The sequence below is a fragment of the Kribbella sp. NBC_01245 genome, from assembly GCF_036226525.1.
GTDB lineage: Bacteria > Actinomycetota > Actinomycetes > Propionibacteriales > Kribbellaceae > Kribbella.
Map to the genome: position 1 here is coordinate 6,154,667 of NZ_CP108487.1, position 21,928 is coordinate 6,176,594.

Sequence of the window (21,928 nt, forward strand, 5' to 3'; positions counted from 1 at the left end):
CATATGCCATGTTGAGTCACATGTACTCAACTTTGCCTGTTCGGTCACACCAGCCCCCGGCGATTTGAACTGAGGGCCTCGACCCGGCAACATTGAGTCCGCATCACTCAACTTCGTGGAGGTAACGCACATGGCCCGCGCGGTCGGTATCGATCTCGGTACGACGAACTCCGTCATCGCCGTACTCGAAGGTGGCGAGCCCACCGTCATCCCCAACGCCGAAGGCGCCCGTACGACGCCGTCGGTCGTGGCCTTCGCCAAGAACGGCGAGGTCCTGGTCGGCGAGGTGGCCAAGCGGCAGGCCACCACGAACGTCGACCGGACGATCCGCTCCGTCAAGCGTCACATGGGCGAGAGCTGGAACGTCGACATCGACGGCAAGAAGTTCACCGCGCAGCAGATCAGCGCCTTCGTGCTGCAGAAGCTGAAGCGGGACGCCGAGGCGTACCTCGGGGAGCAGGTCACGGACGCGGTCATCACCGTGCCGGCCTACTTCTCCGACGCGCAGCGCCAGGCGACCAAGGAAGCCGGCGAGATCGCCGGTCTGAACGTGCACCGGATCGTCAACGAGCCGACCGCGGCCGCGCTGGCCTACGGTCTGGACAAGGGCACCGAGCAGACCATCCTGGTCTTCGACCTCGGTGGTGGCACCTTCGACGTGTCGCTGCTGGAGATCGGCGACGGCGTCTTCGAGGTGAAGGCCACCAGCGGTGACAACCACCTCGGTGGTGACGACTGGGACCTGCGCATCGTGCAGTGGCTGGTGACCCAGTTCAAGAACAAGAACGGCACCGACCTGTCGAACGACAAGATGGCGATGCAGCGTCTGCAGGAGGCCGCCGAGAAGGCGAAGATCGAGCTGTCCAGCGCCGCTGAGACCTCGATCCACCTGCCGTACCTGAGCCTGACCGACTCCGGCCCGCTGCACCTGGAGGAGAAGCTCTCCCGGGCCGAGTTCCAGAAGCTGACGAACGACCTGCTCGAGCGCGCCCGCGCGCCGTTCAAGGCCGTCATCAAGGACGCCGGCGTCGACGTGTCGAAGATCGACCACGTCATCCTCGTCGGTGGTTCCACCCGGATGCCCGCCGTGGCCGAGCTGGTCAAGGAGCTCACCGGTGGCAAGGACCCGAACAAGGGCGTCAATCCGGACGAGGTCGTCGCCGTCGGCGCTTCGCTCCAGGCCGGTGTGCTGAAGGGTGAGGTCAAGGACGTCCTGCTGCTCGACGTGACCCCGCTGAGCCTCGGCATCGAGACCAAGGGCGGCGTCTTCACCAAGATCATCGAGCGCAACACCACGATCCCGACCAAGGGTTCGGAGATCTTCACCACGGCCGAGGACAACCAGCCGTCCGTGATGATCCAGGTGTACCAGGGCGAGCGCGAGATGGCCCGCGACAACAAGTCGCTCGGCAACTTCGAGCTGACCGGTCTGCCGCCGGCGCCGCGCAACGTGCCGCAGATCGAGGTCACCTTCGACATCGACGCGAACGGCATCGTGCACGTCAACGCCAAGGACCTCGCCACCGGCAAGGAGCAGCGGATGACGGTCACGGGTGGCTCCGCGCTGCCGAAGACCGATATCGACCAGATGGTCAAGGACGCCGAGCAGTACGCCGAGGAGGACCGCAAGCGCCGCGAGGCGGTCGAGTCCCGCAACCAGGCCGAGGGCCTCGTCTACCAGACCGAGAAGTTCCTCAGCGAGAACGAGGACAAGATCCCGGACGACGTGAAGACCGAGGTCAAGGACGGCGTCGACGAGCTGAAGAAGGCGCTCGAGGGCACCGACGACGACGCGATCAAGGCCGCGTCGGAGAAGCTCGCCCAGTCCAGCCAGAAGATGGGCGCCGCGATGTACGCGAACGCGCAGGCCGCCGGCGGTACCGAGGAGAACGCCTCGACCGACGAGTCGACGAGCAACGACAGCTCTGACGACGACGTGGTCGACGCCGAGATCGTCGACGACGAGCCGAAGGCCAAGCCGGAGGGCGACGCCAAGTGACCGATCGCCCGTCCGAGTTCGGTGACGGCGAGCCCGTCGTCACCGACAAGCGCCGGATCGACCCCGAAACCGGCGAGCTGCGGGAGCCTGCCAAGGCCCCCGCGCCCGCCGGCCCGGCGGCTGGCACGCCCGGTACGCCGGGTGCGCAGCCGCCGCGGGACCCGTCCGACCTGATCGGCCCCAGTGCGCAAGAGGCTTTGCTGACCGAGGCGCTCAAGGAGCGTACGGCGGACCTGCAGCGGTTGCAGGCCGAGTACGTGAACTACAAGCGCCGCGTCGACCGGGATCGCGAGGCCAATCGCGAGATCGTCATCGGCTCCGTGCTGACCGAGTTGCTCCAGACCCTGGACGACATCGGCCGGGCCCGCGATGCGGGTCACCTCGAGGGCGCCTTCAAGGCCGTCGCCGAGTCGGTCGAGCGGGTCACCGAGAAGCTCGGCCTGGTCAAGTTCGGCGAGGTCGGCGACGCGTTCGATCCGCGGATCCACGAGGCGCTGATGCACAACTACTCCGACGAGGTGGACCAGCCGACCGCGACGCTGGTGATGCAGCCGGGCTACCGCCTCGGCGACCGCATCCTGCGTGCGGCCCGGGTGGCCGTCTCCGAACCGACTGAGCAGCTGCCCGAGCCGGCCGCTGAGACCAAGCCCGAGGACTAGCGATTTCCGGCAGGAGGTGAGGCGTCGATGAGTACGAAAGACTGGTTGGAGAAGGACTTCTACAAAGTTCTCGGCGTCTCCAAGACGGCTGAGCCTGACGAGATCAAGAAGGCCTACCGCAAGCTGGCGCGCAAGTACCACCCGGACTCCAACTCCGGGGACGCGTCCGCTGAGGCCAAGTTCAAAGAGGTCTCCGAGGCGTATGACGTGGTCGGGGACGTCAAGAAGCGCAAGGAGTACGACGAGGCCCGCCGGCTCTTCGGTAGCGGCGGCTTCCGCATGCCGGGTAGCGCCGGCGGCCAGGGGCAGGGCTTCGGCTTCGACGTCGGCGACCTGTTCAACCGCGGCGGCTCGGGTGGTGCCGGCGGTGGCGGTCTGGGCGACATCCTCGGCGGCATGTTCGGTGGTGGTGGCCGGACTACGACCACCAGTTCGACCGCGCGGCCGCGACGGGGTGCCGACATCGAGACCGAGGCGACGATCGAGTTCGCCGAAGCCGTGAATGGTGTCACCGTGGCCTTGCGGATGACCAGCGACGAGCCGTGCAAGACCTGCCGCGGCACCGGCGCGAAGTACGGCACCGTGCCGAAGGTCTGCCTCAAGTGCGAAGGCACCGGTATGCAGACCTCGGTCCAGGGTGGCGTCTTCGCGATGACCGAGCCCTGCACCGAGTGCAAGGGCCGTGGTCTGGTCGTCGATCAGCCCTGCGAGACCTGCCACGGTTCCGGCCGTGGCCAGTCGAGCCGGACCATGCAGGTCCGGATCCCGGCGGGCGTCACCGACGGCCAGCGGATCCGCCTGAAGGGCAAGGGCGCGGCCGGCGAGCGAGGTGGCCCCCCGGGCGACCTCTACGTCAGCGTGCATGTCCACAGCCACCGCATCTTCGGCCGTCAGGGCGAGCACCTGACGCTGACGGTGCCGGTGAGCTTCACCGAGGCGGCACTTGGTGCCGAGATCAAGGTCCCGACCCTCGACGGCCTGCCCGTCACGGTTCGGATCCCCGCCGGTACGGCCAATGGCAGTAAGCTCCGCGTCCGCGGTAAGGGTTCCGTCCGGAGGGACGGCACCAAGGGCGACCTGATGCTGACCATCGCCGTGCAGGTGCCTCATGACCTGACCGAGGAGCAGCGCACCAAGCTGCAGGAGTACTCGACCGCCTCGGCGCAGCCCGACCTACGGGCCGGATTGTTCGGGACTGGCTGATGCCTTTCTCCACGCAACAGAGCTGGGACTGGGACGACCGCACCCCGATCTACGTGATCTCGGTGGCGGCCCAGTTGGCGGGGATGCATCCGCAGACCCTCCGGCAGTACGACCGGCTCGGCCTCGTCACCCCCTCAAGGGCGACGGGCCGAGGCCGGCGCTACTCGGCGTACGACGTGGCGCGGTTGCGGTACGTCCAGCACCTTTCGCAGGAGGAGGGCGTCAACCTCGCGGGCATTCGGCGCATCCTCGAGCTGCAGTCCGAGGTGGAGGACCTGCGCAAGCGGGTCAACCAGTTGCTCGCCGAGGTCCAGCGTGGGGTCGGCCCGATGGCCACCCAGCGGGTCAGCCGGGTCTTCTCGGCCGGTCCCGCCGGTGACGTCATCGCGATGGGCCGCCAGCAGACCACCACCCGCTGGATCCGCACCCAACCCCTGGAGCTGGGCCCGCGATAAGTGCTAGCTCTTGACCAAGCCCCCGACGCCTATGCGAAGGGGGCTTTGTCGTGGCCGCGACAGCAGCAGGGCGAACGCGAGGATGGCGGCGGTGCCGATTGCGTACGAGTTCGCCAGGACCAGGTTGTAGCTGCGATGGGTGAGTTCTAGGTCGTCGAAATGCGGCGCCCACCACGGCAGGCCGAGCGTGAGGCTGGCGGTCCAGAAGACGCCGATCAGCGTGAGCGCGTGCCGGACCGGACCCTGGGTGCGATAAATCCACGCGGCGAGGGCGATCGTGACCGGCAGGGCGTAGACGAAGTGCCCGGTCCAGGAGATCGGCGACACCAAGCCCGTGGTCAGGAACACCAGCAGCACCGACTCGAACGGATAACCCCGGTCGTGGACCTGACGAGCGGCCAGCACCCCGAGCAGGCAGGTGACGACGGCGGCCACCGGCCAGAGCGTGCCGGTTAACGCGTTGTCGCCGAGCACCCGGGTGAAGACGCCGCGGATCGACTGGTTCGCGATCATGTACGAGATGCCCGGGCGATCCGGATCGAGCATGTACCGGGTGAAGTAGTCGGTCGACTGCAGCGGCATCAGAATCCCGCCGAGCACGATCGTGCCCGCGGTGACCCCGGACGCGACGGCCGCCTCGCGATACCGGCGGCAGGCCAGCAGGTAGATGATGAACAGCCCCGGCGTGAGCTTGATCCCGGTGGCGATCCCGATCAGCGCGCCCCGGAACCGGCGCGGCGTGTAGCCGAGTAGGTCGAGCATCAGCATCGCCAGCAGGATCAGGTTGATCTGCCCGAGGTGGAACGTCATCCGGACCGGCTCGAAGGCCAGCCCCGCCACCCCGCAGGCCAGAGCGACCAGGACCAGGCGGTGCCGGCTCCAGCCGAGGCGTGAGCTGTGCCGGAGGCCGAGGCTGCGGTTGGCGGCTCGTACCGACATCTGGCCGATCGCGATCAGGCTGACGACCGAAAGCGAGGTGATCGCCACTCGCGCGGCGCCGGTGCCGATCAGCGCGAACGGTGCGAACAGCAAGACGGCGAACGGCGGATAGGTGAAACCCAGCGCCATACCCGGATGGAGCAGGTGAGCCGAGTAGATGTCCTCGCCGTGCAGGAGAGCATCGGCCGCCACCAGGTAGACGCGCAGGTCGTACATCGGGTGAGCCGGTCCCCACACCGCTAGGCACACCCCGAGTAGCGCGGCGACGACAGCGCCGTACCCGAGTTTGCGGCTGAGCGAGAGCCTTTTGATCCGGTCGATCTGCAGGCGGAGATCGGGGGCCGGGCTGAGCGTCATGCGGGCGAGCTTAGTTACCCATTCGGGCCATCACTGCTGCAGGGAGTACGCCTTGGTGATCTCTTGACGCAAACTGCCACCGGCCGCGTCGGACGCCTCGACCCGCAGGCTCGGCGCCACGCCGGCTTTGGCCGCCGGATGTACGACGGTCGCGACGTACCGGCCGGGCGCGTAGGCCTTCAGCGGCAGGGTTTGCCAGACGGAGCCGTCGTACGAGAGCTGCAACCGCGCCGACGTGATCCGGCTCGCGGCAGCGCCCGTCTGATGCCGAAGGCCGAGGGTGATGCGAACCGGTCGTCCGGCCGCGACCGCGCTGAGCGGACCGGCCTGCGGAAGGTCGAGGTCTGCCACCAGCAGCGGCAGCATCTCGGTCGCGGCTGATGTCGAGCGGAACGACCAGCTGGAGACGATGCGAGTCGAGTATCGCCACCAGGGCAGGTCGCGGCGCGCGTCCAGGTCGATCCGATAGTTCCCCGGCCCGGCCGGTACGTCGAAGTCCATGAAGGCCGACGCGACCTCGCCCACCGGGGCATCGTCGCGCCAGACCTTCAGGTCGTACTGGCCGCTGCCGTCGAACGGCTCGGCGTACTGCGAAGGGCCGTGCCCGAACGGGCTCAACGCGACCAGCAGCGACGTCCCGCGCCGCACCACCCGCGCCGGGCCTTCGCCACCCGCGGGCAGACCGCTGGTCGCGACCGGCACCACCCAGCGCGCCAGGGACCGCACACCCGCGCGGTAAGTCCGATCGACCGAGCGCAAGCCGAACGGATCGCCCGTGCCGCTGTTGTTCACCACCAGGTAGTCGCTCCACCGGGTCGAGTTGCCCGACAGGAATGACGTACGCCGGTGGGGCGCGACGAATGCGGGCATCAGCCAGCTCCCGTACGACGTACCGGCCGGCGTCAAACCGCTCCGCGTCTCCGAGTGCATCACGCCATCCGTATGACTCCCGAACGTCTCGTCCAGCCGGGCCAGATCGCGAGCCCGGACCACCTCGGACGCGTCCGACGGGATGCGCCCGGCCCACGGCACCACCAGGTCATAGACGTACGGCGTCGCGGCCGTGCCGGTGATGCGAACCGTGACCGCCTGCAGGTGCGTCGCCGCGAGCAGATCCCGCGCGGCGGCCCGACTGGTCCGCAACACCGGGATGCGAGCGCCTTCCGGCGAGAAGAACGGGCCGTCGGCGTCGATCCCCGGCCGGGCCGGATCGTAGAACAGCACCGCAGCCGCGCCAGCCTTCTCAGCGGCAAGCGCCTGCTCGCCAACGGTCTTCGCGCGCGTCCGGGCAACCACCGCCAGCCCGCCCTTGAAAGCGCCCACGCGAAGGTCCTTGGTCCCGGTGAAACGCGGCCCGAAGAAGTAGTCCGTCACCGGCAGCGCGCCACCATCCGACCGAACGGCCCGGTACGGCGGCACTTCCCAGCGCACGCCCGTGCTGAACTCGGTCCGGCCGGTACGACGTGGGGTGGGCGTCGCGAAGAACCGCCGGTGCGTGCCGATCGTGAGGGCGCCGACCGCCCAGGAATTCCCGCGCAGATAGGTCATTCCGCGTTCGCGCGCGGCCAGACCCGGCTGCTTCGCGACCACGGCGTCAACCGGGACGGCCTTGCGTGCATCCAAAACCACTGTGGTCGCACGCTGGACCAGCACCTCGGTCGAGGCCAGGGCGAAATCCTCCACCCGGGTGTCGGTCGCATCCCGGCCGAAGACGCCGGCCACGTCGTACCGCCCGGGTGGTACCCGCAGCACCGCCTTGCCGTTCTCCATCCGCACGCTGGAAGGCGCCGAGCCCCCATCGACCGCGAGATCGGAGGTCGCCGGACTGCCGTCGAGGTTGTAGCCGCGCATGTTCAGGTCATACCGCTCGGGCTCGTTGTACCAGCCGAACAAGGTGACCAGCGGATCGCCACCGGCGACCGGGGTGGCGGTGACGCGTCCGCTGTGCGAGCCGATGCCGAGCTTGCGCCGGTCGACCGTCATCGTCAGCTTGGCTACGCCGCGGGCCGGGATCACGAGCGCTGCCTGGGACAGCTTGGCCCCGAGATCGGCCTTCAGTCGGAGCGTGACCGGAGTGGCGCCCGGGTTGCGGTAGACCAGCGTGCGCTGGACCGAATCGCTTGCTGGATAAGGCCAATGGACCATGCCGAGCAGCAGTTCGCCACTGTCGACCGAGACACTCGGGGTGGTGGCCTGGTCGGCGTCGACCCGGCCCGCGCCCTGGCGGATGATGCCGCTGCCGCGCTGCGGGTCCGACGTGGACAGCAGCCGGGCCTTCAGCTGGCGACCGCGCCAGGACGGGTTCGCCTGCGCGAGTAGAACGGCCGCGCCCGCCACATGCGGCGCGGCCATCGACGTACCGGTGAGGCTGGTGTAGCGCTCGTTGACCGGTGTGCCCTCGCTCGTGCCCGCCGCCCGCGGTGCGACCACGCCGGTGCCGGGGGCCGAGATCTCGGGCTTGATCACGCCGTCACTCGTCCGCGGGCCGCTACAGGACGAGTCGTTGCTCGCGCCGTTGATCTGAAGGTTGCCGACAGCAACGGCTTCGTCGGCGGCGGCCGGGCCTGGCGTCTGACTGGTGCCGTCCTCGAAACAGTTGCCCGCAGCAACGATAAAGAGCGTGTCGTGTTTGCGGCTGAGCCGGTTGATCGCCTGCGACATCGGGTCGGTGCCGTCGCTCGGATCGGCACTGGCCAGACTGAGGTTCACCACCTTGGCGCCGCGCGCGACGGCCCACTCCATACCCGCGATGATGGCCGACTCGCTGCCCGAACCCTCGTCGTCGAGCACCTTGCCGATCAGCAGCGAGGCCTCCGGCGCGACGCCGCGGTACTTGCCGTTGGAGGCCGCGCCGCTGCCCGCGAGGATGCCGGCGACATGCGTGCCGTGACCGACATTGTCGGTGCCGGTCTCCGCGCTGGAGAAGTTCCGCACCTCGGCCAGGCGGCCCGCGAAGTCCGGGTGCGTCGAGTCGATCCCGGTGTCGAGGACGGCGACCTTCACGCCCTTGCCGGTGAAGCCGCGCTTCCAGGCGGCCGGGGCGCCGATCTGCGGCACGGTCTTGTCCAGCGCCACCGACACCTTGCGGTCCAGGGTGATCCGCTTGACGCCGGTACGCGATGAGGCCAGGCCGAGCCAGAACGTACGGGCTGACGCCTTCTGCACCGTGGCGGCCCGCGCGCCGACGCTCGTCAGCACCCGCGTCGTCGTAATGCCGGGAAGGAGCTCGCCCAGAGCCGGTTGCAACGAGCCCGGTTGCAACGAGGAGTACGACGGGCCGTCGTACTCGATGATCACCGGTACGCCGGGTGAGCGCGCGTCGTCGCGACCTTCGGCGATCAACGTGGTGACGTCGAACAGGTCCCGGTCGAGCTTGCCGGATGCCACCTCCGACATTGCGGCCGACGGGATCACGACGGTATGGCCGCCGGTCCGGGTGATCACGGCCGACGTGGACGAACTGCCCGGACCAGGTTCGAACAGCACTTGGTCCAGCGCGCCCGGGCGACTCGTCAGCAGCACCCGGTCGCCGGTGATCAGCGTGACCCGGGTGCCGTCCTTCGGCGGCGCCGGTCTGCTCACCTCGTCCAGAACGGCTGCGGATGCGGGCGGAAGATCTGCGGTGTTGGTGAGATGGGGCAGCAGAATCACGCCCGCCAGTACGACGGACGCGATCCGGTAAGCGCGCGGCAAGAGGTCTCCTCGGCCGAGGGTCAATGGAACAAGTGCCGAGGCGGCGGCCGGGCACGTCTCCACGCACCCGGCCCTAACCTAACGTGCGCGGTCTACCTCAGTGCGTAGGCACGGGTGATCTGCTGCGTCAGCTTGCTACCGGCTTGATCGCTTGCCTCCAATCGCAGCGATGGCGCCTTGCCCGCTTGGCCGGCCGGATGCGTCACCGAGGTGGTGAACTTGCCGGCGCCGACCTTGGAAAGCGGCAGCGCGGTCCAGGTCTGGCCGTCGTACGAGATCTCCAGCTTCGGGTTGGTGAAGCCAGTGGTAGCGCCCGAGTCTTCCTGGTGCCGCAGACCCAGCGTGATCGTCGTCGGCTTGCCCACTCGCACCTGGTTGAGGCCGTCCGCCTGCGGGATATCAAGATCGGCCAGCACCAACGGCATCCGCTCATCCGCGCCGCCGAACGACCGGAACGTCCAGGTCGATTTCACCTCGGTCGAGTACTTCCACAGGTCGTTCTCGCGGCGTGCGTCGAACTCGATCCGGTAGTCGGCGGCATCCTCTTCCGCCTGTACGAACAGGAACGCCGTGTCAGCCTCCGAGGCGAGCTGCTCGCCGTTCCGATCGACCGTGATCGTGCCGGCGACCTCGTTGCCGAACGGGTTCGTGTACTGCTCGGGCCCATGCCCGAACGGGCTTATCGCCACCGCGAGCCAGCCGCCCTCCTCCAGACGGACCCGGGAGATGCCGTCTTCACCGGCCGGCAGACCACTGTTCGCGACCGGGGTGTTCCAGCGGACGAGCTGCCTGGTCCCGGCGCGCGGAATCCGGCTCGGGGAGTTCGCCTCCCACCCGTAGAGGCTGCCGTTGCCGTTGACGAGCATGCTGCTCCAGCGGACCTGGTTGGCCAGCACGTACGACGTCCGCGGCACGGGCGTCGCGAACGTCGGCACCAGCCAGCCGCCGAAATCGGCGATACCCGGCGTTGTTCCGTGCCGGGTCTCCGACGTTTCCATGCCGGCGACGTGGCTGCCGAACACCTCGTCGATCCGCGCCAACTGGTGCTGATGGACCTTGACCACAGCGTTGGCCGGCACCTGGTTCGCGAACGGCACGGCCAGGTCGTACAGCACGGGAGTCGCGGCGACACCGGTGATCCGGACCGGGCCGCCCTTCGCGAGCAGGTCCGCCGCGATCGCGCGCGACGTACGCATCGCCGGGAGGGTCACGTCGTCGACATCACCCGTCGCCCACCACGCCCCGACGCCGTTCAGACCCGGACGATCCGGGTTGTAGAGCAGGGCCGCAGCGGCGCCTGCGTCCTGAGCAGCCTTGACCTGTACGCCGTTCCAGTCGTCAACACCTGAGCGGATCAGCGCCAGCTTGCCGCGCACCCCGGTCAGCTCCTCGGGCTTGGCCGAACCAGCGTCAACGACCTCGAGAGTCTTCGTACCGGTGAAGCGTGGGCCGAAGTAGAAGTCCAGCACGGGCACGTTCTGCCCATTGGCACGCGCGCTGTACGGCGGTACTTCCAGACGGGCGCCACTGCTGAACTCACTGGTCCCAGTGGTCACCTTGGCCGTCGGAGTGGCGTAGTAGTCGCGCGGGGCACCGGTGGCTTCCACGCCGACACCACCCGCCCACACGTTGGCCGCCGTCGTACGCACGTAGTTCATCGCCGCCGTACGAGCTGTGAGGTCCGCACGGTTGGCAACGGCGACCTTGACCGATTTCCCGAGGCGTGCGTCGAGGGTGATCGCGCTGTCCTTGGTCACGTTCGTCTCAGGCCCGACCACGACGCTGAACTTGTCGCGGCCGTGCTCGGTGGTGTTGAACTCCAGGAACACCGAGGACACCTCATACCGCCCCGGCGGAACGCGGAGCGACGCCTTGCCATCGATCAGCGAAATCCCGTCCGGACCAAGCCCGGTGTCCTGGCCGTCGAGCCCGACGACCAGCAGCTGGGCGTTCGCCGGACTGCCATCGCGGTTGATGCCGTTGATGGTGAGGCTGTAGACCTCGGGCTCGGCGTACCAGCCGATCGTGGTCACCAGCGGATCGGCGCCCAGGGCCGTTGCGGTGATCCGGCCGGAGACCTCGCCCGGACCGTTCGCCGCGCGATCCGCGGTGACGGTCACCTTGGCCTCGCCTTTTGCCGGTACGACGACTTGGGAGGCGCTCAGTGTGGGCGCTGCTGCGGCCGGATTGGTCGAGACGGCGAGTTGCAGGGTGATCGGCGCATCGCCCGGGTTGGTGTACGTCAGCTCGCGGGTGACGAGATCCTTTGCCGGGTAGGGCCAGGCGAGTACGCCGAGTTCGAGCTCACCGGCGTCCACCGTGACGTCAGACGTGCTGGCCTGGTCGGCGTCAACCCGCCCGGCGCCTTGTTCCGTGACCGAGCTGCCGTCCTGCGGATCGGCGGTCGAGATCAGTCGCGCGCGGAGCTTGTCCGCCTTCCAATCAGGGTGAGCCTGCGCGATCAACGCGGCCGTACCGGCGACGTGCGGCGTGGCCATCGACGTACCGCTGAGTGTTGTGTAGTGCTCGTCAACCGGATTGCCGATCGTGCCCTCGGCGGCGCGGGCTGCGACGATTCCGGTGCCTGGCGCGGAGATCTCCGGCTTCAGGGCATGATCACCCTTGCGCGGACCACGGCAGGAACCGGGGTTCAGCCCGCCATCGCGCTGCATGTTGCCAACGGCCAGCGCTTGATCGGCAGCGGCGGGCGACGAGATGGAACCCGGCGCAGGAAAGAAGCAGTTGCCCGCAGCAACGACAAACAACGTGTCGGTGCTGAGCCGGTTGACGGCCTGCGAGAGGTCGTCGGTACCGTCGCTCGGTTCCTGGCTGCCGAGGCTCAGGTTGACCACGTCGGCGCCTTGAGCCACGGCCCACTCCATGCCGGCGATGATCCCGGCGAACGAGCCGAAGCCGTCGTCGTCGAGGACTTTGCCGTTCAGCAGTTCGGCGTCGGGCGCGACACCGCGGTACTTGCCGTTGGAGGCCGCGCCGGTGCCCGCGACCGTACTCGCGACGTGCGTGCCGTGGCCGACCCGGTCGACCGTGTCCGCGGATTCGGAGAAGTTCTGGCTGGCGACGATCCGGTCGGCGAGGTCCGGGTGGGTGGCGTCCAGGCCGGTGTCGAGTACGGCGACCTTGACGCCCTTGCCGGTGAGGCCGCGCTGCCAGGCCGCGGGCGCACCGATCTGCGCGACGCTCTGGTCGATGCTGGCCGTCACCCTTCGGTCGAGCGAGACCCGCTGGATCGTGCTCGCCACTCGCCCATCCGGGGTGACGGACTCCCAGAACGTCGTGGTTTTACGCACGGAGGCGGCCCGCGCGCCGATGCTGGTCAGCACTCGCGTCTTCGCGGCACCGGGAATGGCCGCCTGCTTGGCCCGCCCGACGGCGCTCGCGCGCGAACCGGCGTACCGGATGATGACGGGCAGCGTCTTGCTGTGCGCGTCATCGCGTTGTTCGGCGATGAGGGTGGTGACGTCGAACAGCGTGCGGTCGAGCTTGCCACTGGCCACATCCTTGACCGCCGCCGCAGGGGTGACGAACGTGTGGCCGCCCGATCGCGTGATGCTGGCGGCGTCGGAGCTACTCCCGGCCGTCGGGATGAAGGTGATGCGCTCCGGCATACCCGGCCGGGTGGTGACCTGCACCAGGTCGCCGGTGATCAGGGTGAGCTTGTACGACTTCGAACCGGCCGGCTGACCCGGAACGGCGCTGGCAGGGGTTGGAGTTGATCCGACGAATAAGGCGAGGCCCGCGAGGGGCACGATCCATTTCGGCTGCAAGAGTCCTCCAGACAGGGCGGTGCACGAAGGTGGTTCCAAACAGAAGACGCCACCAACGCCCCATCAGGTTCTCCATCCCGCCTTTCTTTGTCGCGAGTGGTCACATCTGGTCCATCACGCCGACCTCTGCCGGACCGCCGAGCGGACCAGATGTGACCACTCGCGACAAAGAAAGGAAGCTGTCGTCAGTTGCGGACGACCATCAGCAGGGCTGCCTCGTTCTCATGCGCTGCTACCAGTTGAAGAGCGGTTGGTACGCCGTCGAGGAGGCCCGCGGGCATGCTGATCGCGGGATGGCCGCTGAGGTTGAATGCCCACGTCAGTGCCACGCTGTAGGTCTCGCCGGGACCGTCGTGGCCGTGCGCCCGGTTGGGCGTTGTCGGCGTCGCAATCAGCTCCACGGTCTCGAAGATCCGTCGCAACCTCTCGTCATTGAGGCTTCTGCTATCCCCGCCGCCCTCTCGTAGCGAGGTCCAGACCGATGCCGGATCCGCCAGCTCGACCTCACCGGGAACCACCTCCAGCACACCCTTCGCGACCAGCCGATTCAGCTCGTCGCGAGCCGCCGCGGCAACCTCCGGCGAGGTCGTCGCGAACCCCAGGTCCTCCGACCACATCACCCGCAATGGCTTCCCGACAACGGGAACCGGCCCGACCACGGCCTCGAAGTACGCCGTGAGGTCCTCGGGGTGCCGGGCGAACGCGCCGCCGGCGTTCAGCCCCGCGCGATCCCGGGCAGGCACGCGACCGTTGCCGAGCTTGAGCCCGAGCACGCCGCACCAGGCCGCGGGGATCCGGATCGACCCGGCGCCGTCGCTGCCGGTGGCCAGCGGGACCATCGAGGTCGCCACCGCCACGGCCGACCCGGCCGAGGAGCCGCCCGGGACAAGCTCGTGGTCCCACGGATTCAGGGTCGGGCCGCGATCGGTCCACCCCCAGGTCTGCCAGTCGGTCCCCGGGCCGGGCGTCGAGGTGAGTCCGACCGGCACGCAACCGGCGGCCACAAGCCGTTGCGCCTGCTCCGACGTCGTACCCTCCGTGCCCTTCAACGCCACCGGCACGCCGGCCAGCGGAAGCGAGGAGCGGCGCCGGTCGATCTCACGGGCAGTGGCCCGAGCCTCGTCCGCCCACACTTCACGAAAAGCGCGGACGGTGTCGTCGACCAGGGCGATCCGCCGAAGCGCGGCCTCGATGACCTCGGCGGCCGACAGTTCGCCGGTGGCTACCCCGCGGCCGATCGCCACGGCGCTCAGCTGCGGGTAGACCTCGTCGAGCATGGTCAGACCGACGGACCCTGGGCGTCCCGGGACGCGCTGGTCTGGGTGGGCGCGCGGTGTTGCATGCTCTCCGGCTTGCTGCCATCGGCTGCGCGGCCGTCGACGCCTCGGGAGGCACTGGCCGTGGCCGACGGCATACTCTCCATCGCGGCCACCTGCCCCTTGTCCAGATAGGGAACGGGCTGGCAGGTCCACGGAGTGTGGTTGGGATCGGAGTCCATCTTGACGGCCCGGTCCATCAGTACGGCCATCTCTACCGGGCCGATGCCGCCGGGCACCGGGGTGATGTACTGCGGGACGTTCTGAGCCGAGGGGTGGACGTCGCCGGCGATGCTGCCGTCGGCCTGCGGCATGAAGCCCGAGTCGACCACGAGCCGGTGATGGGGCTGGACCACGTCGTTGGTGAGTACGTGCGGATTGCCGGTGGCGGAGACGATGATGTCCGCGTTGCGCGCCTGGCGCAGGTCGTCGCCCGCGTCCAGGCTGGTGACCCGCAGGCCGTCCTGCTCCAGCAGGCGTACGACCCCGCTGCCGACGAATCCCTTGCCGCCGATGACGGCGATGCTCGGGTTGTCCTGGGCGAACGGGCGGACCACGCGGGCGATGCCTTCGGCGGTCGCGCACGCCTGCTGCTGGGAGCGCTCGCCCAGCAGGCCGTCGATGTCCTTCTCCGGCGCCATCCGCTGCACCATCGGCGCGAGGTGCGGGGGCGGCGGATACTGCACGATGATCGCCGACGTATTGGGATCGGCACTGCGTTCGTCGATCAGCCGGGCGAAGTCCGCCGCGCTGGTGCCGCCGGGCAGCACCTCGTGGTCGACCTGGTACCCGAGGTGGGAGAAGGCCTTCACCTTCTGCTCGGCCGAGACCCGCGAGGCCTCCATCCGGTGCTGCCACAGTTGGGGATCGGTCTCCTGCGCGGAGAAGCGGATCACCGAGACCCTCTTGTTCTGCGGCTCGATGACGGCCCGGTGCGGCGCTAGGTCGGCGCGGACCGACTTCAGGACGGCGCCTCCGGACAATGCGCGGGTGGCTGGCAGTGTCATCCCGGCCTCAGGCGACCGTGGCGAGGACGGCGGCCACCGGCTGAAGCCCCAGCGCCTGCTGCCAGGCTTCGGCCTCCGCGAACGGGAGCAGCCGTAGGTCGGTCAGGTCGCAGCTGAAGCGCTGCCCGTCGAATCGCACGGTGACCTCGGTCAGCGTCTCGGGCGCACCCGCCGCGTCGTACGACGAGAACTCCCCGTGCTGCGCCACCCAGACGATCGACAGCGGGTCGATCCCGTCGCCGAGTTGCCGGTACGCCGCGGTGGCGGCCCCGCCGAAGTCGGCGCTGAGCCCGAGCACGTCGGGGTTGCCCGCCAGTTCGGTCAGCACGATCACCGGCGCGGCCGACGGACGCTGGACCAAGCGGCCCAGGCAGTACGCCGAACCTCCGGCGGAATGCGGCCAGCGGATGATGGCGGACGGAATATTCTCGCTCACTCAGGGCCCTCCTAGGCGCAAGTCTGTCGCCCCGAGAGTACCGGCTGAGCGGGTCCGCGCTTGAGTGGATCTGGCAGAGTTGAGTGGAATGGACTCAACCTTGGGTACGTTATTCCAAGTGTCCTTAGCACTTCACGGAAAGGCCGGATGTACAGATGGATGTTCAGCGGTTGACGACGCTTGCCCGGGAAACCCTGTCGGTGGCGATCCGTCAGACCTCCTCGGCGGGTAACCCGACCGTGGAGCCGATTCACCTGCTCTCCGCCCTGCTGGCGCAGCCCGAGGGGACCACCGTCGGCCTGCTCGAGGCGGCCGGCGCGGATCTGGACGCCATCCGGCGCCGGACGGCCGAGCAGCTCGCGCGTCTGCCGAGGACCAGTGGCGGCAGCGTGCAGGCGCCGAGCCTGTCCCCGAAGACCAGCGACGTGCTGAACCAGGCCGAGCAGCGTGCGCTCGGGCTCGGCGACGAGTTCATCTCGACCGAGCACCTGCTGATCTCGCTCGCGACCGTCGATGGCCCGGCCAAGTCCGCGCTGGACGTGACCGCGGACGCGCTGCTGAAGGCGTTCGACGACGCCCGCGGCAACCGGCGGATCACGTCGCCGGAGGCCGAGGGCACCACCAAGACCCTGGAGAAGTACGGCGTCGACCTGACCGAGCGCGCTCGCGACGGCAAGCTCGACCCGGTGATCGGGCGGGACTCCGAGATCCGTCGCGTGGTGCAGGTGCTGTCGCGTCGTACCAAGAACAACCCGGTCCTGATCGGTGAGCCCGGCGTGGGTAAGACCGCCGTGGTGGAAGGCCTCGCGCAGCGGATAATCGCGGGCGATGTGCCGGAATCGCTGCGGGGTCGCCGGTTGATCAGCCTCGACCTCGGCGCGATGGTCGCCGGCGCGAAGTATCGCGGCGAGTTCGAGGAGCGCCTGAAGGCCGTACTGACCGAGATCAAGGAGTCGAACGGCCAGATCATCACGTTCATCGACGAGCTGCACACGGTCGTCGGCGCGGGCGCGTCCGGCGAAGGCGCGATGGACGCCGGCAACATGCTGAAGCCGATGCTGGCCCGTGGTGAGCTGCGCATGATCGGCGCCACCACGCTCGACGAGTACCGGACCCGGATCGAGAAGGACCCGGCCCTGGAGCGGCGGTTCCAGCAGGTCTTCGTCGGTGAGCCCAGCGTGGAGGACTCGATCGCGATCCTGCGCGGTCTGAAGGAGCGCTACGAGGCGCACCACAAGGTCGCCATCTCCGACTCGGCCCTGGTCGCCGCCGCGATCCTGTCGAACCGCTACATCAGCGGTCGCCAGCTGCCCGACAAGGCGATCGACCTGGTCGACGAGGCGGCCTCGCGGCTGCGGATGGAGATCGACTCGTCCCCGGTCGAGATCGACTCGCTGCGGCGTAGCGTCGACCGGCTGAAGATGGAGGAGCTCGCGCTGTCCCGCGAGGAAGACCCGTCCAGCCGGGACCGGCTGGCCCGGTTGCGCGCGGATCTGGCCGATCGCGAGGAAGAGCTGCGGGCGCTGGAAGCCCGGTGGGAGAAGGAGAAGTCCGGGCTGAACCGGGTCGGTGAGGTCAAGGAGCGCATCGACGAGCTGCGCGGTCAGGCCGAGCGGGCCCAGCGCGATGGCGACCTCGAGACGGCTGCCCGCATCCTGTACGGCGAGCTGCCCGAGCTGAGCAAAGAGCTTGAAGCCCTGGCCACCGCCGAGCCGGTGGAAGCAGGCCCGGATGCGATGGTGCACGACGAGGTCAGCCCGACCGAGATCGCCGAGGTGATCGCGATGTGGACGGGTATTCCGACCGGCCGGCTGCTCGAGGGCGAGACCGGCAAGCTGCTCCGGATGGAGGACGAACTGGCCTCCCGGCTGATCGGCCAGCGGACCGCGGTCAAGGCCGTCAGCGACGCCGTACGACGGGCGCGCGCGGGCATTTCCGACCCGGATCGCCCGACCGGCAGCTTCCTGTTCCTCGGTCCGACCGGTGTCGGTAAGACCGAACTGGCCAAGGCTCTGGCGGACTTCCTCTTCGACGACGAGCGGGCGATGGTCCGGATCGACATGTCGGAGTACGGCGAGAAGCACAGCGTGTCGAGGCTTGTCGGTGCGCCTCCGGGTTATGTCGGTTACGAGGAAGGTGGCCAGCTGACGGAGGCCGTGCGGCGGCGTCCGTACTCGGTGATCCTGCTGGACGAGGTGGAGAAGGCGCATCCCGAGGTCTTCGACATCCTGCTGCAGGTCCTCGACGACGGCCGGCTGACCGATGGGCAGGGGCGGACGGTCGACTTCCGCAACGTCATCCTGATCCTGACCAGCAATCTCGGCTCGTCGTACCTGGCCGATATGTCGCTCGACGACAACGTCAAACGTGACCAGGTGATGACGGTGGTGCGGCAGTCGTTCAAGCCTGAGTTCATCAACCGGCTGGACGAGATCGTGCTGTTCGACGCGCTCGGCAGCGAGGAGCTGACGCAGATCGTCGGCCTGCAGATCAAGGCGCTGCAGCGTCGGCTGGCCGATCGCCGGATCACGTTGGACGTCGAGGAGGGTGCGATGGAGTGGCTGGCTCTGACCGGCTATGACCCGGTGTACGGCGCGCGGCCGCTGCGGCGGCTGGTGCAGTCGGCCATTGGTGACGAGCTGGCCCGCGGTCTGCTGGCCGGAACGATTCGCGATGGCGACACGGTCAAGGTCAGCCTGAATGAGGGCAAGGACGCCCTTGATGTCCAAGCCGCTCAGGGTTGATCTGGGATCATCGTCGGAGAGGGCACAACTCGTGTCCTTTGGAAGGACAGACGCTTCATGAGTGACCAGCACGGTCCACCCGAGTCCAGCCAGCCGCCGCCGGAGCGGCCGGGACCTTATCAAGGTTCCGGCGTCTTCGGACCCGGCGCGGCTGGTGGTGCTGCCCCGGCCGGTGGTTCCGGCACGCCTGGCCATGGTGAGGCGTATCCCGGGGCTCAGCCGTTCGCGCCTGGTGGCGGCGGGCCCGCTGATGGGCCGGTGCCTGGCTCTGGTGCGCCCGGTGGGTTTGGGGCGCCTGGTGGTTATGGCGGGCACGGTGGCTTTGGCGGACCTGGCGGACCTGGCGGACCTGGTGGACCTGGCGGTTTTGGTGGGCCCGGTGGGCAGCCGGGGTGGCCGGCGCCGGGGCAGCAGGCGGGTTGGCCGGGCGGGCAGGTCGCGCGTAAGCCGCCGCGGCAGGTCGTTGTCGCGTCGATCATCTCGGTCGTGCTCGGGGTGATGTCGCTGCTGGGCGCGCTGGTGTCGATGACCACCGCGGGTGCCGGGATGGCCGAGACGCTGGGGCAGCCGGAGGCCGAGGGCATTCTGCCGCTGGTGTTCGCGATCTGCGGGTTGATCTACATCGTGCCCGCGATCTTCCTGCACCGGCGGGCGCGCTGGGCCCGGATCATGCTGATGGTGGTCGCCTCACTCGGCGTGCTGGGTGGGATCTTGTCCCTGCCGGCCAGCATCATCGGGATCGCGTTGCACGTCGGCATCCTGGTGATGATGACGCAGCAGCCGACGAAGGACTGGTTCGGGGTCAGGCGCTGATGGAGATCTGGGTCAATCCCGCCTGCTCTAAGTGCCGGGCCGCCACGGCCGCGCTCGACGAGGCCGGCATCGCTTATACGGTTCGCCGCTATCTGGACGATCCGCCGACCGCCGCCGAGCTCGCGGCCGTGGTCGAGCGGCTCGGCCTGGAGCCGTGGCACGTCGCCCGGCCCGATGGCCCTGCCGCCGACGCGATCAAGGCATTGCCGCGCGATGAGGCGAATCGGCAGGCCTGGCTGGAGCTGCTCGCGGCCAATCCGAAGCACATCCAGCGCCCGATCATCACCGCCGACGACGGCACCACCGCCATCGCCCGCACGCCCGAGGCGCTCAGCCCGTTCCTCTCAGGACCTGGCGACGGGGACGGCGCTGGGGTTGCGATTGCGCCGCCGATCTTCCGGCCTGGTCCGCGGTGAGCGGATGCCCGGCGGCAGGCTGAGCCGGCCCGATCGCCAGCGCATCGCGGCTCTGCTGGCGGACGGCCTCGGGTATTCCGAGATCGCGCGCGAGCTAGGCCGACCGACCTCCACGATCAGCCGCGAGGTCGCCCGGAACGGCGGCCCTGGCGACTACCAGGCCGATCGCGCACACCGGGCCACGGAACAGCGCGCACGTCGTACCAAGACAAGCCAGTTGCCGACGGCAACCACAGTCGTCGAGCCCGGCTACGGGCGGAATCCCCAAGCAGCACAGGATTTCCAGGAACAGCTAGCCGCGCTGATGGTGCAGACCGGCATGCCGCGAATGGCGGCCCGGGTGCTGTCGTGCCTGTTCACCACGGACGCGGGCAGTCTCACCTCCGCGGACCTGGTCGAGCGCCTGCGGGTCAGCCCTGCCTCGATCTCGAACGCGATCGGCTACCTGGAAGGGCTGGAGCTGATCCATCGCGAGCCCGATCCCGGCCGCAGGCGCGAGAAATACGTGATCTACGACGACGTGTGGCTCCGGACTTGGCAGGTCAGCGCCCGGCAGAACGCGATGTGGGCCGATACCGCCGAGCTTGGCGTCGAGGTTTTCGGCGCCGAAACCCCTGCCGGCGTAAGGCTCGAGGAGATGCGCCAGTTCATCGGCCGCCTCAGCGAGGACATGGCCGGCGGTCCGACCGAGGCCGCGATCAACGACGCCCTCACCGTGACCGCCGCGCTGATCCACGCCGGCAGACCACGCAGTACGGCGGAACTGGCCACCGCGCTGGATTGGCCGGACGAGCGGGTTACTCGGGCCCTGCGGGACGCCGACTACACCCCGGACCTGATCGACCCGATCGCGCTGCGGCGTACGGAATCCGGCGCGTATGCGATCGACGTCCGGCCCGAACGCCTCAGCGACGTACAGCGCGCTGCCCTTCGCGACAGCTGATCGCCTAGAGCTTGGCCAAGCGGGACAGGGCCTCGTCGATGACCTCGTCCTGCTTGCAGAAAGCCCAACGGACCAAGGGCCTTCCGGCTTCGACGTTGTCGTAGAAGACCTGGTGCGGGATGGCGACGACGCCGGTCTTCTCGGGCAGCATGCGGCAGAACTCGATGCCGTCGCTGAACCCGAGGGGTCGGACGTCGGTCGTCACGAAGTACGTGCCTTGGGGTTTGAACACCTCGAACCCCAACCCGGTCAGACCGTCGCAGAGGCGATCGCGTTTGCCCTGCATGGTGGCGCGAAACCCGTCGAAGTAGTCGTTGCCCAGGGCAAGAGCTCCGGCGATCGCAGGCTGGAACGGACCGCCCGAGACGTACGTGAGGAACTGCTTGGCCGTGGTCACCGCCGTCACTACCTCGGGCGTACCCGTCACCCAGCCGATCTTCCAGCCAGTCACCGAGAAGGTCTTGCCGGCACTGCCGATGCTGACCGTGCGCTCCGCCATGCCGTCGTACGACGCGAGCGGGATGTGCCGGCCGCCGTCGAAGACCAGGTGCTCGTAGACCTCGTCGGTGATGACGACCAGGTCGCGCTCGACGGCCAGTTCGGCGATCCCGCGCAGCTCGTCGTCGGTGAGGACCGTGCCCGTCGGGTTGTGCGGTGAGTTGATCAGCAACACCGTTGTACGGTCCGTCACGGCCGCCCGAAGCTCGTCCAGGTCCAGCCGGAAGTCAGGCGCGCGCAGTGTCACCGGGACGCGCTTGCCGCCGGCCATGGCGATACACGCCGCGTACGAGTCGTAGTACGGCTCGAGGGCGATTACCTCGTCCCCAGGCTCGACGTACGCCAGTAGCGCGGCAGCGATCGCTTCGGTGGCACCAGTCGTCACCAGGACCTGCGTGTCCGGGTCGTACTTCAGCCCGTAGAACCGGTCCTGGTGCGCAGCGATCGCCAGACGCAGTGCGGGGATTCCCCGACCCGGTGGGTACTGGTTGGCGCCACCGCGGATCGCCCGGATCGCGTCCTCCAGGATCGAGTCCGGGCCGTCCGTGTCGGGAAAACCCTGGCCGAGATTGACCGAGCCGGTACGCACGGCCAGGGCGGACATCTCCGCGAAGATCGTGGTGCCGAGACCATGCAGACGCTTAGCCATTTCACGCATGCCCTCG

15 protein-coding genes are annotated in these 21,928 nt (G+C 68.7%); 8 read left to right on the forward strand and 7 right to left on the reverse strand.

What is annotated here, in order from left to right; translation table 11 throughout:
- Positions 1-130: 130 nt before the first annotated feature.
- Genes dnaK through OG394_RS28145 form a run of 4 tightly spaced genes read left to right on the forward strand, consistent with a single transcriptional unit; the run spans position 131 to position 4,316 of the window.
- The gene (gene dnaK, locus OG394_RS28130; RefSeq protein WP_328990112.1) at positions 131-1,999 is read left to right on the forward strand and encodes a molecular chaperone DnaK; all 1,869 of its coding nucleotides are present in this window, start codon (positions 131-133) and stop codon (positions 1,997-1,999) included.
- The gene (gene grpE, locus OG394_RS28135; RefSeq protein ID WP_328990113.1) at positions 1,996-2,658 is read left to right on the forward strand and encodes a nucleotide exchange factor GrpE; all 663 of its coding nucleotides are present in this window, start codon (positions 1,996-1,998) and stop codon (positions 2,656-2,658) included. Before dnaK ends, grpE begins: the two co-directional genes overlap by 4 nt.
- A gap of 27 nt (positions 2,659-2,685) precedes the next feature.
- Positions 2,686-3,861 (forward strand): molecular chaperone DnaJ, encoded by a 1,176-nt coding sequence (gene dnaJ, locus OG394_RS28140; protein WP_328990114.1) that lies wholly within the window; start codon positions 2,686-2,688, stop codon positions 3,859-3,861.
- Positions 3,861-4,316, forward strand: a complete 456-nt coding sequence (locus tag OG394_RS28145) for a heat shock protein transcriptional repressor HspR (RefSeq protein WP_328990115.1) — start codon at positions 3,861-3,863, stop codon at positions 4,314-4,316. Before dnaJ ends, OG394_RS28145 begins: the two co-directional genes overlap by 1 nt.
- A gap of 3 nt (positions 4,317-4,319) precedes the next feature.
- Here OG394_RS28145 and OG394_RS28150 read toward each other — a convergent pair whose 3' ends face one another.
- The 6 genes from OG394_RS28150 to OG394_RS28175 form a co-directional block, all read right to left on the reverse strand.
- Positions 4,320-5,612: a glycosyltransferase 87 family protein gene (locus OG394_RS28150; protein ID WP_328990116.1), complete on the reverse strand. Its 1,293-nt coding sequence runs from the start codon at positions 5,610-5,612 to the stop codon at positions 4,320-4,322.
- A gap of 30 nt (positions 5,613-5,642) precedes the next feature.
- On the reverse strand, positions 5,643-9,305 hold the full coding sequence (locus tag OG394_RS28155) for a S8 family serine peptidase (protein ID WP_328990117.1): 3,663 nt from the start codon (positions 9,303-9,305) through the stop codon (positions 5,643-5,645).
- Positions 9,306-9,397: 92 nt separating this feature from the next.
- A complete protein-coding gene (locus OG394_RS28160) occupies positions 9,398-13,090 on the reverse strand; it encodes a S8 family peptidase (protein ID WP_328990118.1) in 3,693 nt (1,230 codons plus the stop codon).
- A gap of 185 nt (positions 13,091-13,275) precedes the next feature.
- On the reverse strand, positions 13,276-14,367 hold the full coding sequence (locus tag OG394_RS28165; protein WP_328990119.1) for an amidase: 1,092 nt from the start codon (positions 14,365-14,367) through the stop codon (positions 13,276-13,278).
- A 2-nt stretch (positions 14,368-14,369) separates the two neighbouring features.
- Positions 14,370-15,413 (reverse strand): bifunctional 5,10-methylenetetrahydrofolate dehydrogenase/5,10-methenyltetrahydrofolate cyclohydrolase, encoded by a 1,044-nt coding sequence (locus tag OG394_RS28170; RefSeq protein WP_328990120.1) that lies wholly within the window; start codon positions 15,411-15,413, stop codon positions 14,370-14,372.
- A 7-nt stretch (positions 15,414-15,420) separates the two neighbouring features.
- Positions 15,421-15,849 carry a hypothetical protein gene (locus OG394_RS28175; protein ID WP_328990121.1) on the reverse strand — a complete coding sequence of 143 codons (429 nt, stop codon included), beginning with the start codon at positions 15,847-15,849 and terminating at the stop codon, positions 15,421-15,423.
- Positions 15,850-16,004: 155 nt separating this feature from the next.
- Here OG394_RS28175 and clpB point away from each other — a divergent pair, with 155 nt between their 5' ends.
- The 4 genes from clpB (at position 16,005) to OG394_RS28195 (ending at position 20,765) form a co-directional block, all read left to right on the forward strand.
- On the forward strand, positions 16,005-18,593 hold the full coding sequence (gene clpB, locus OG394_RS28180; protein ID WP_328990122.1) for an ATP-dependent chaperone ClpB: 2,589 nt from the start codon (positions 16,005-16,007) through the stop codon (positions 18,591-18,593).
- Between the two features lie 258 nt (positions 18,594-18,851).
- Entirely contained in the window at positions 18,852-19,406 is a 555-nt protein-coding gene (locus OG394_RS28185; RefSeq protein WP_328990123.1) for a hypothetical protein, read from the forward strand.
- On the forward strand, positions 19,406-19,822 hold the full coding sequence (locus OG394_RS28190) for an ArsC/Spx/MgsR family protein (protein WP_328990124.1): 417 nt from the start codon (positions 19,406-19,408) through the stop codon (positions 19,820-19,822). The genes OG394_RS28185 and OG394_RS28190 overlap by 1 nt, the downstream gene beginning before the upstream one ends.
- A 4-nt stretch (positions 19,823-19,826) precedes the next feature.
- The gene (locus tag OG394_RS28195) at positions 19,827-20,765 is read left to right on the forward strand and encodes a GbsR/MarR family transcriptional regulator (RefSeq protein ID WP_328990125.1); all 939 of its coding nucleotides are present in this window, start codon (positions 19,827-19,829) and stop codon (positions 20,763-20,765) included.
- 4 nt (positions 20,766-20,769) lie between these two features.
- On the opposite strand, the gene OG394_RS28200 is transcribed toward OG394_RS28195, so the two are convergent.
- Positions 20,770-21,921 (reverse strand): pyridoxal phosphate-dependent aminotransferase, encoded by a 1,152-nt coding sequence (locus OG394_RS28200; protein WP_328990126.1) that lies wholly within the window; start codon positions 21,919-21,921, stop codon positions 20,770-20,772.
- Positions 21,922-21,928: the final 7 nt, after the last annotated feature.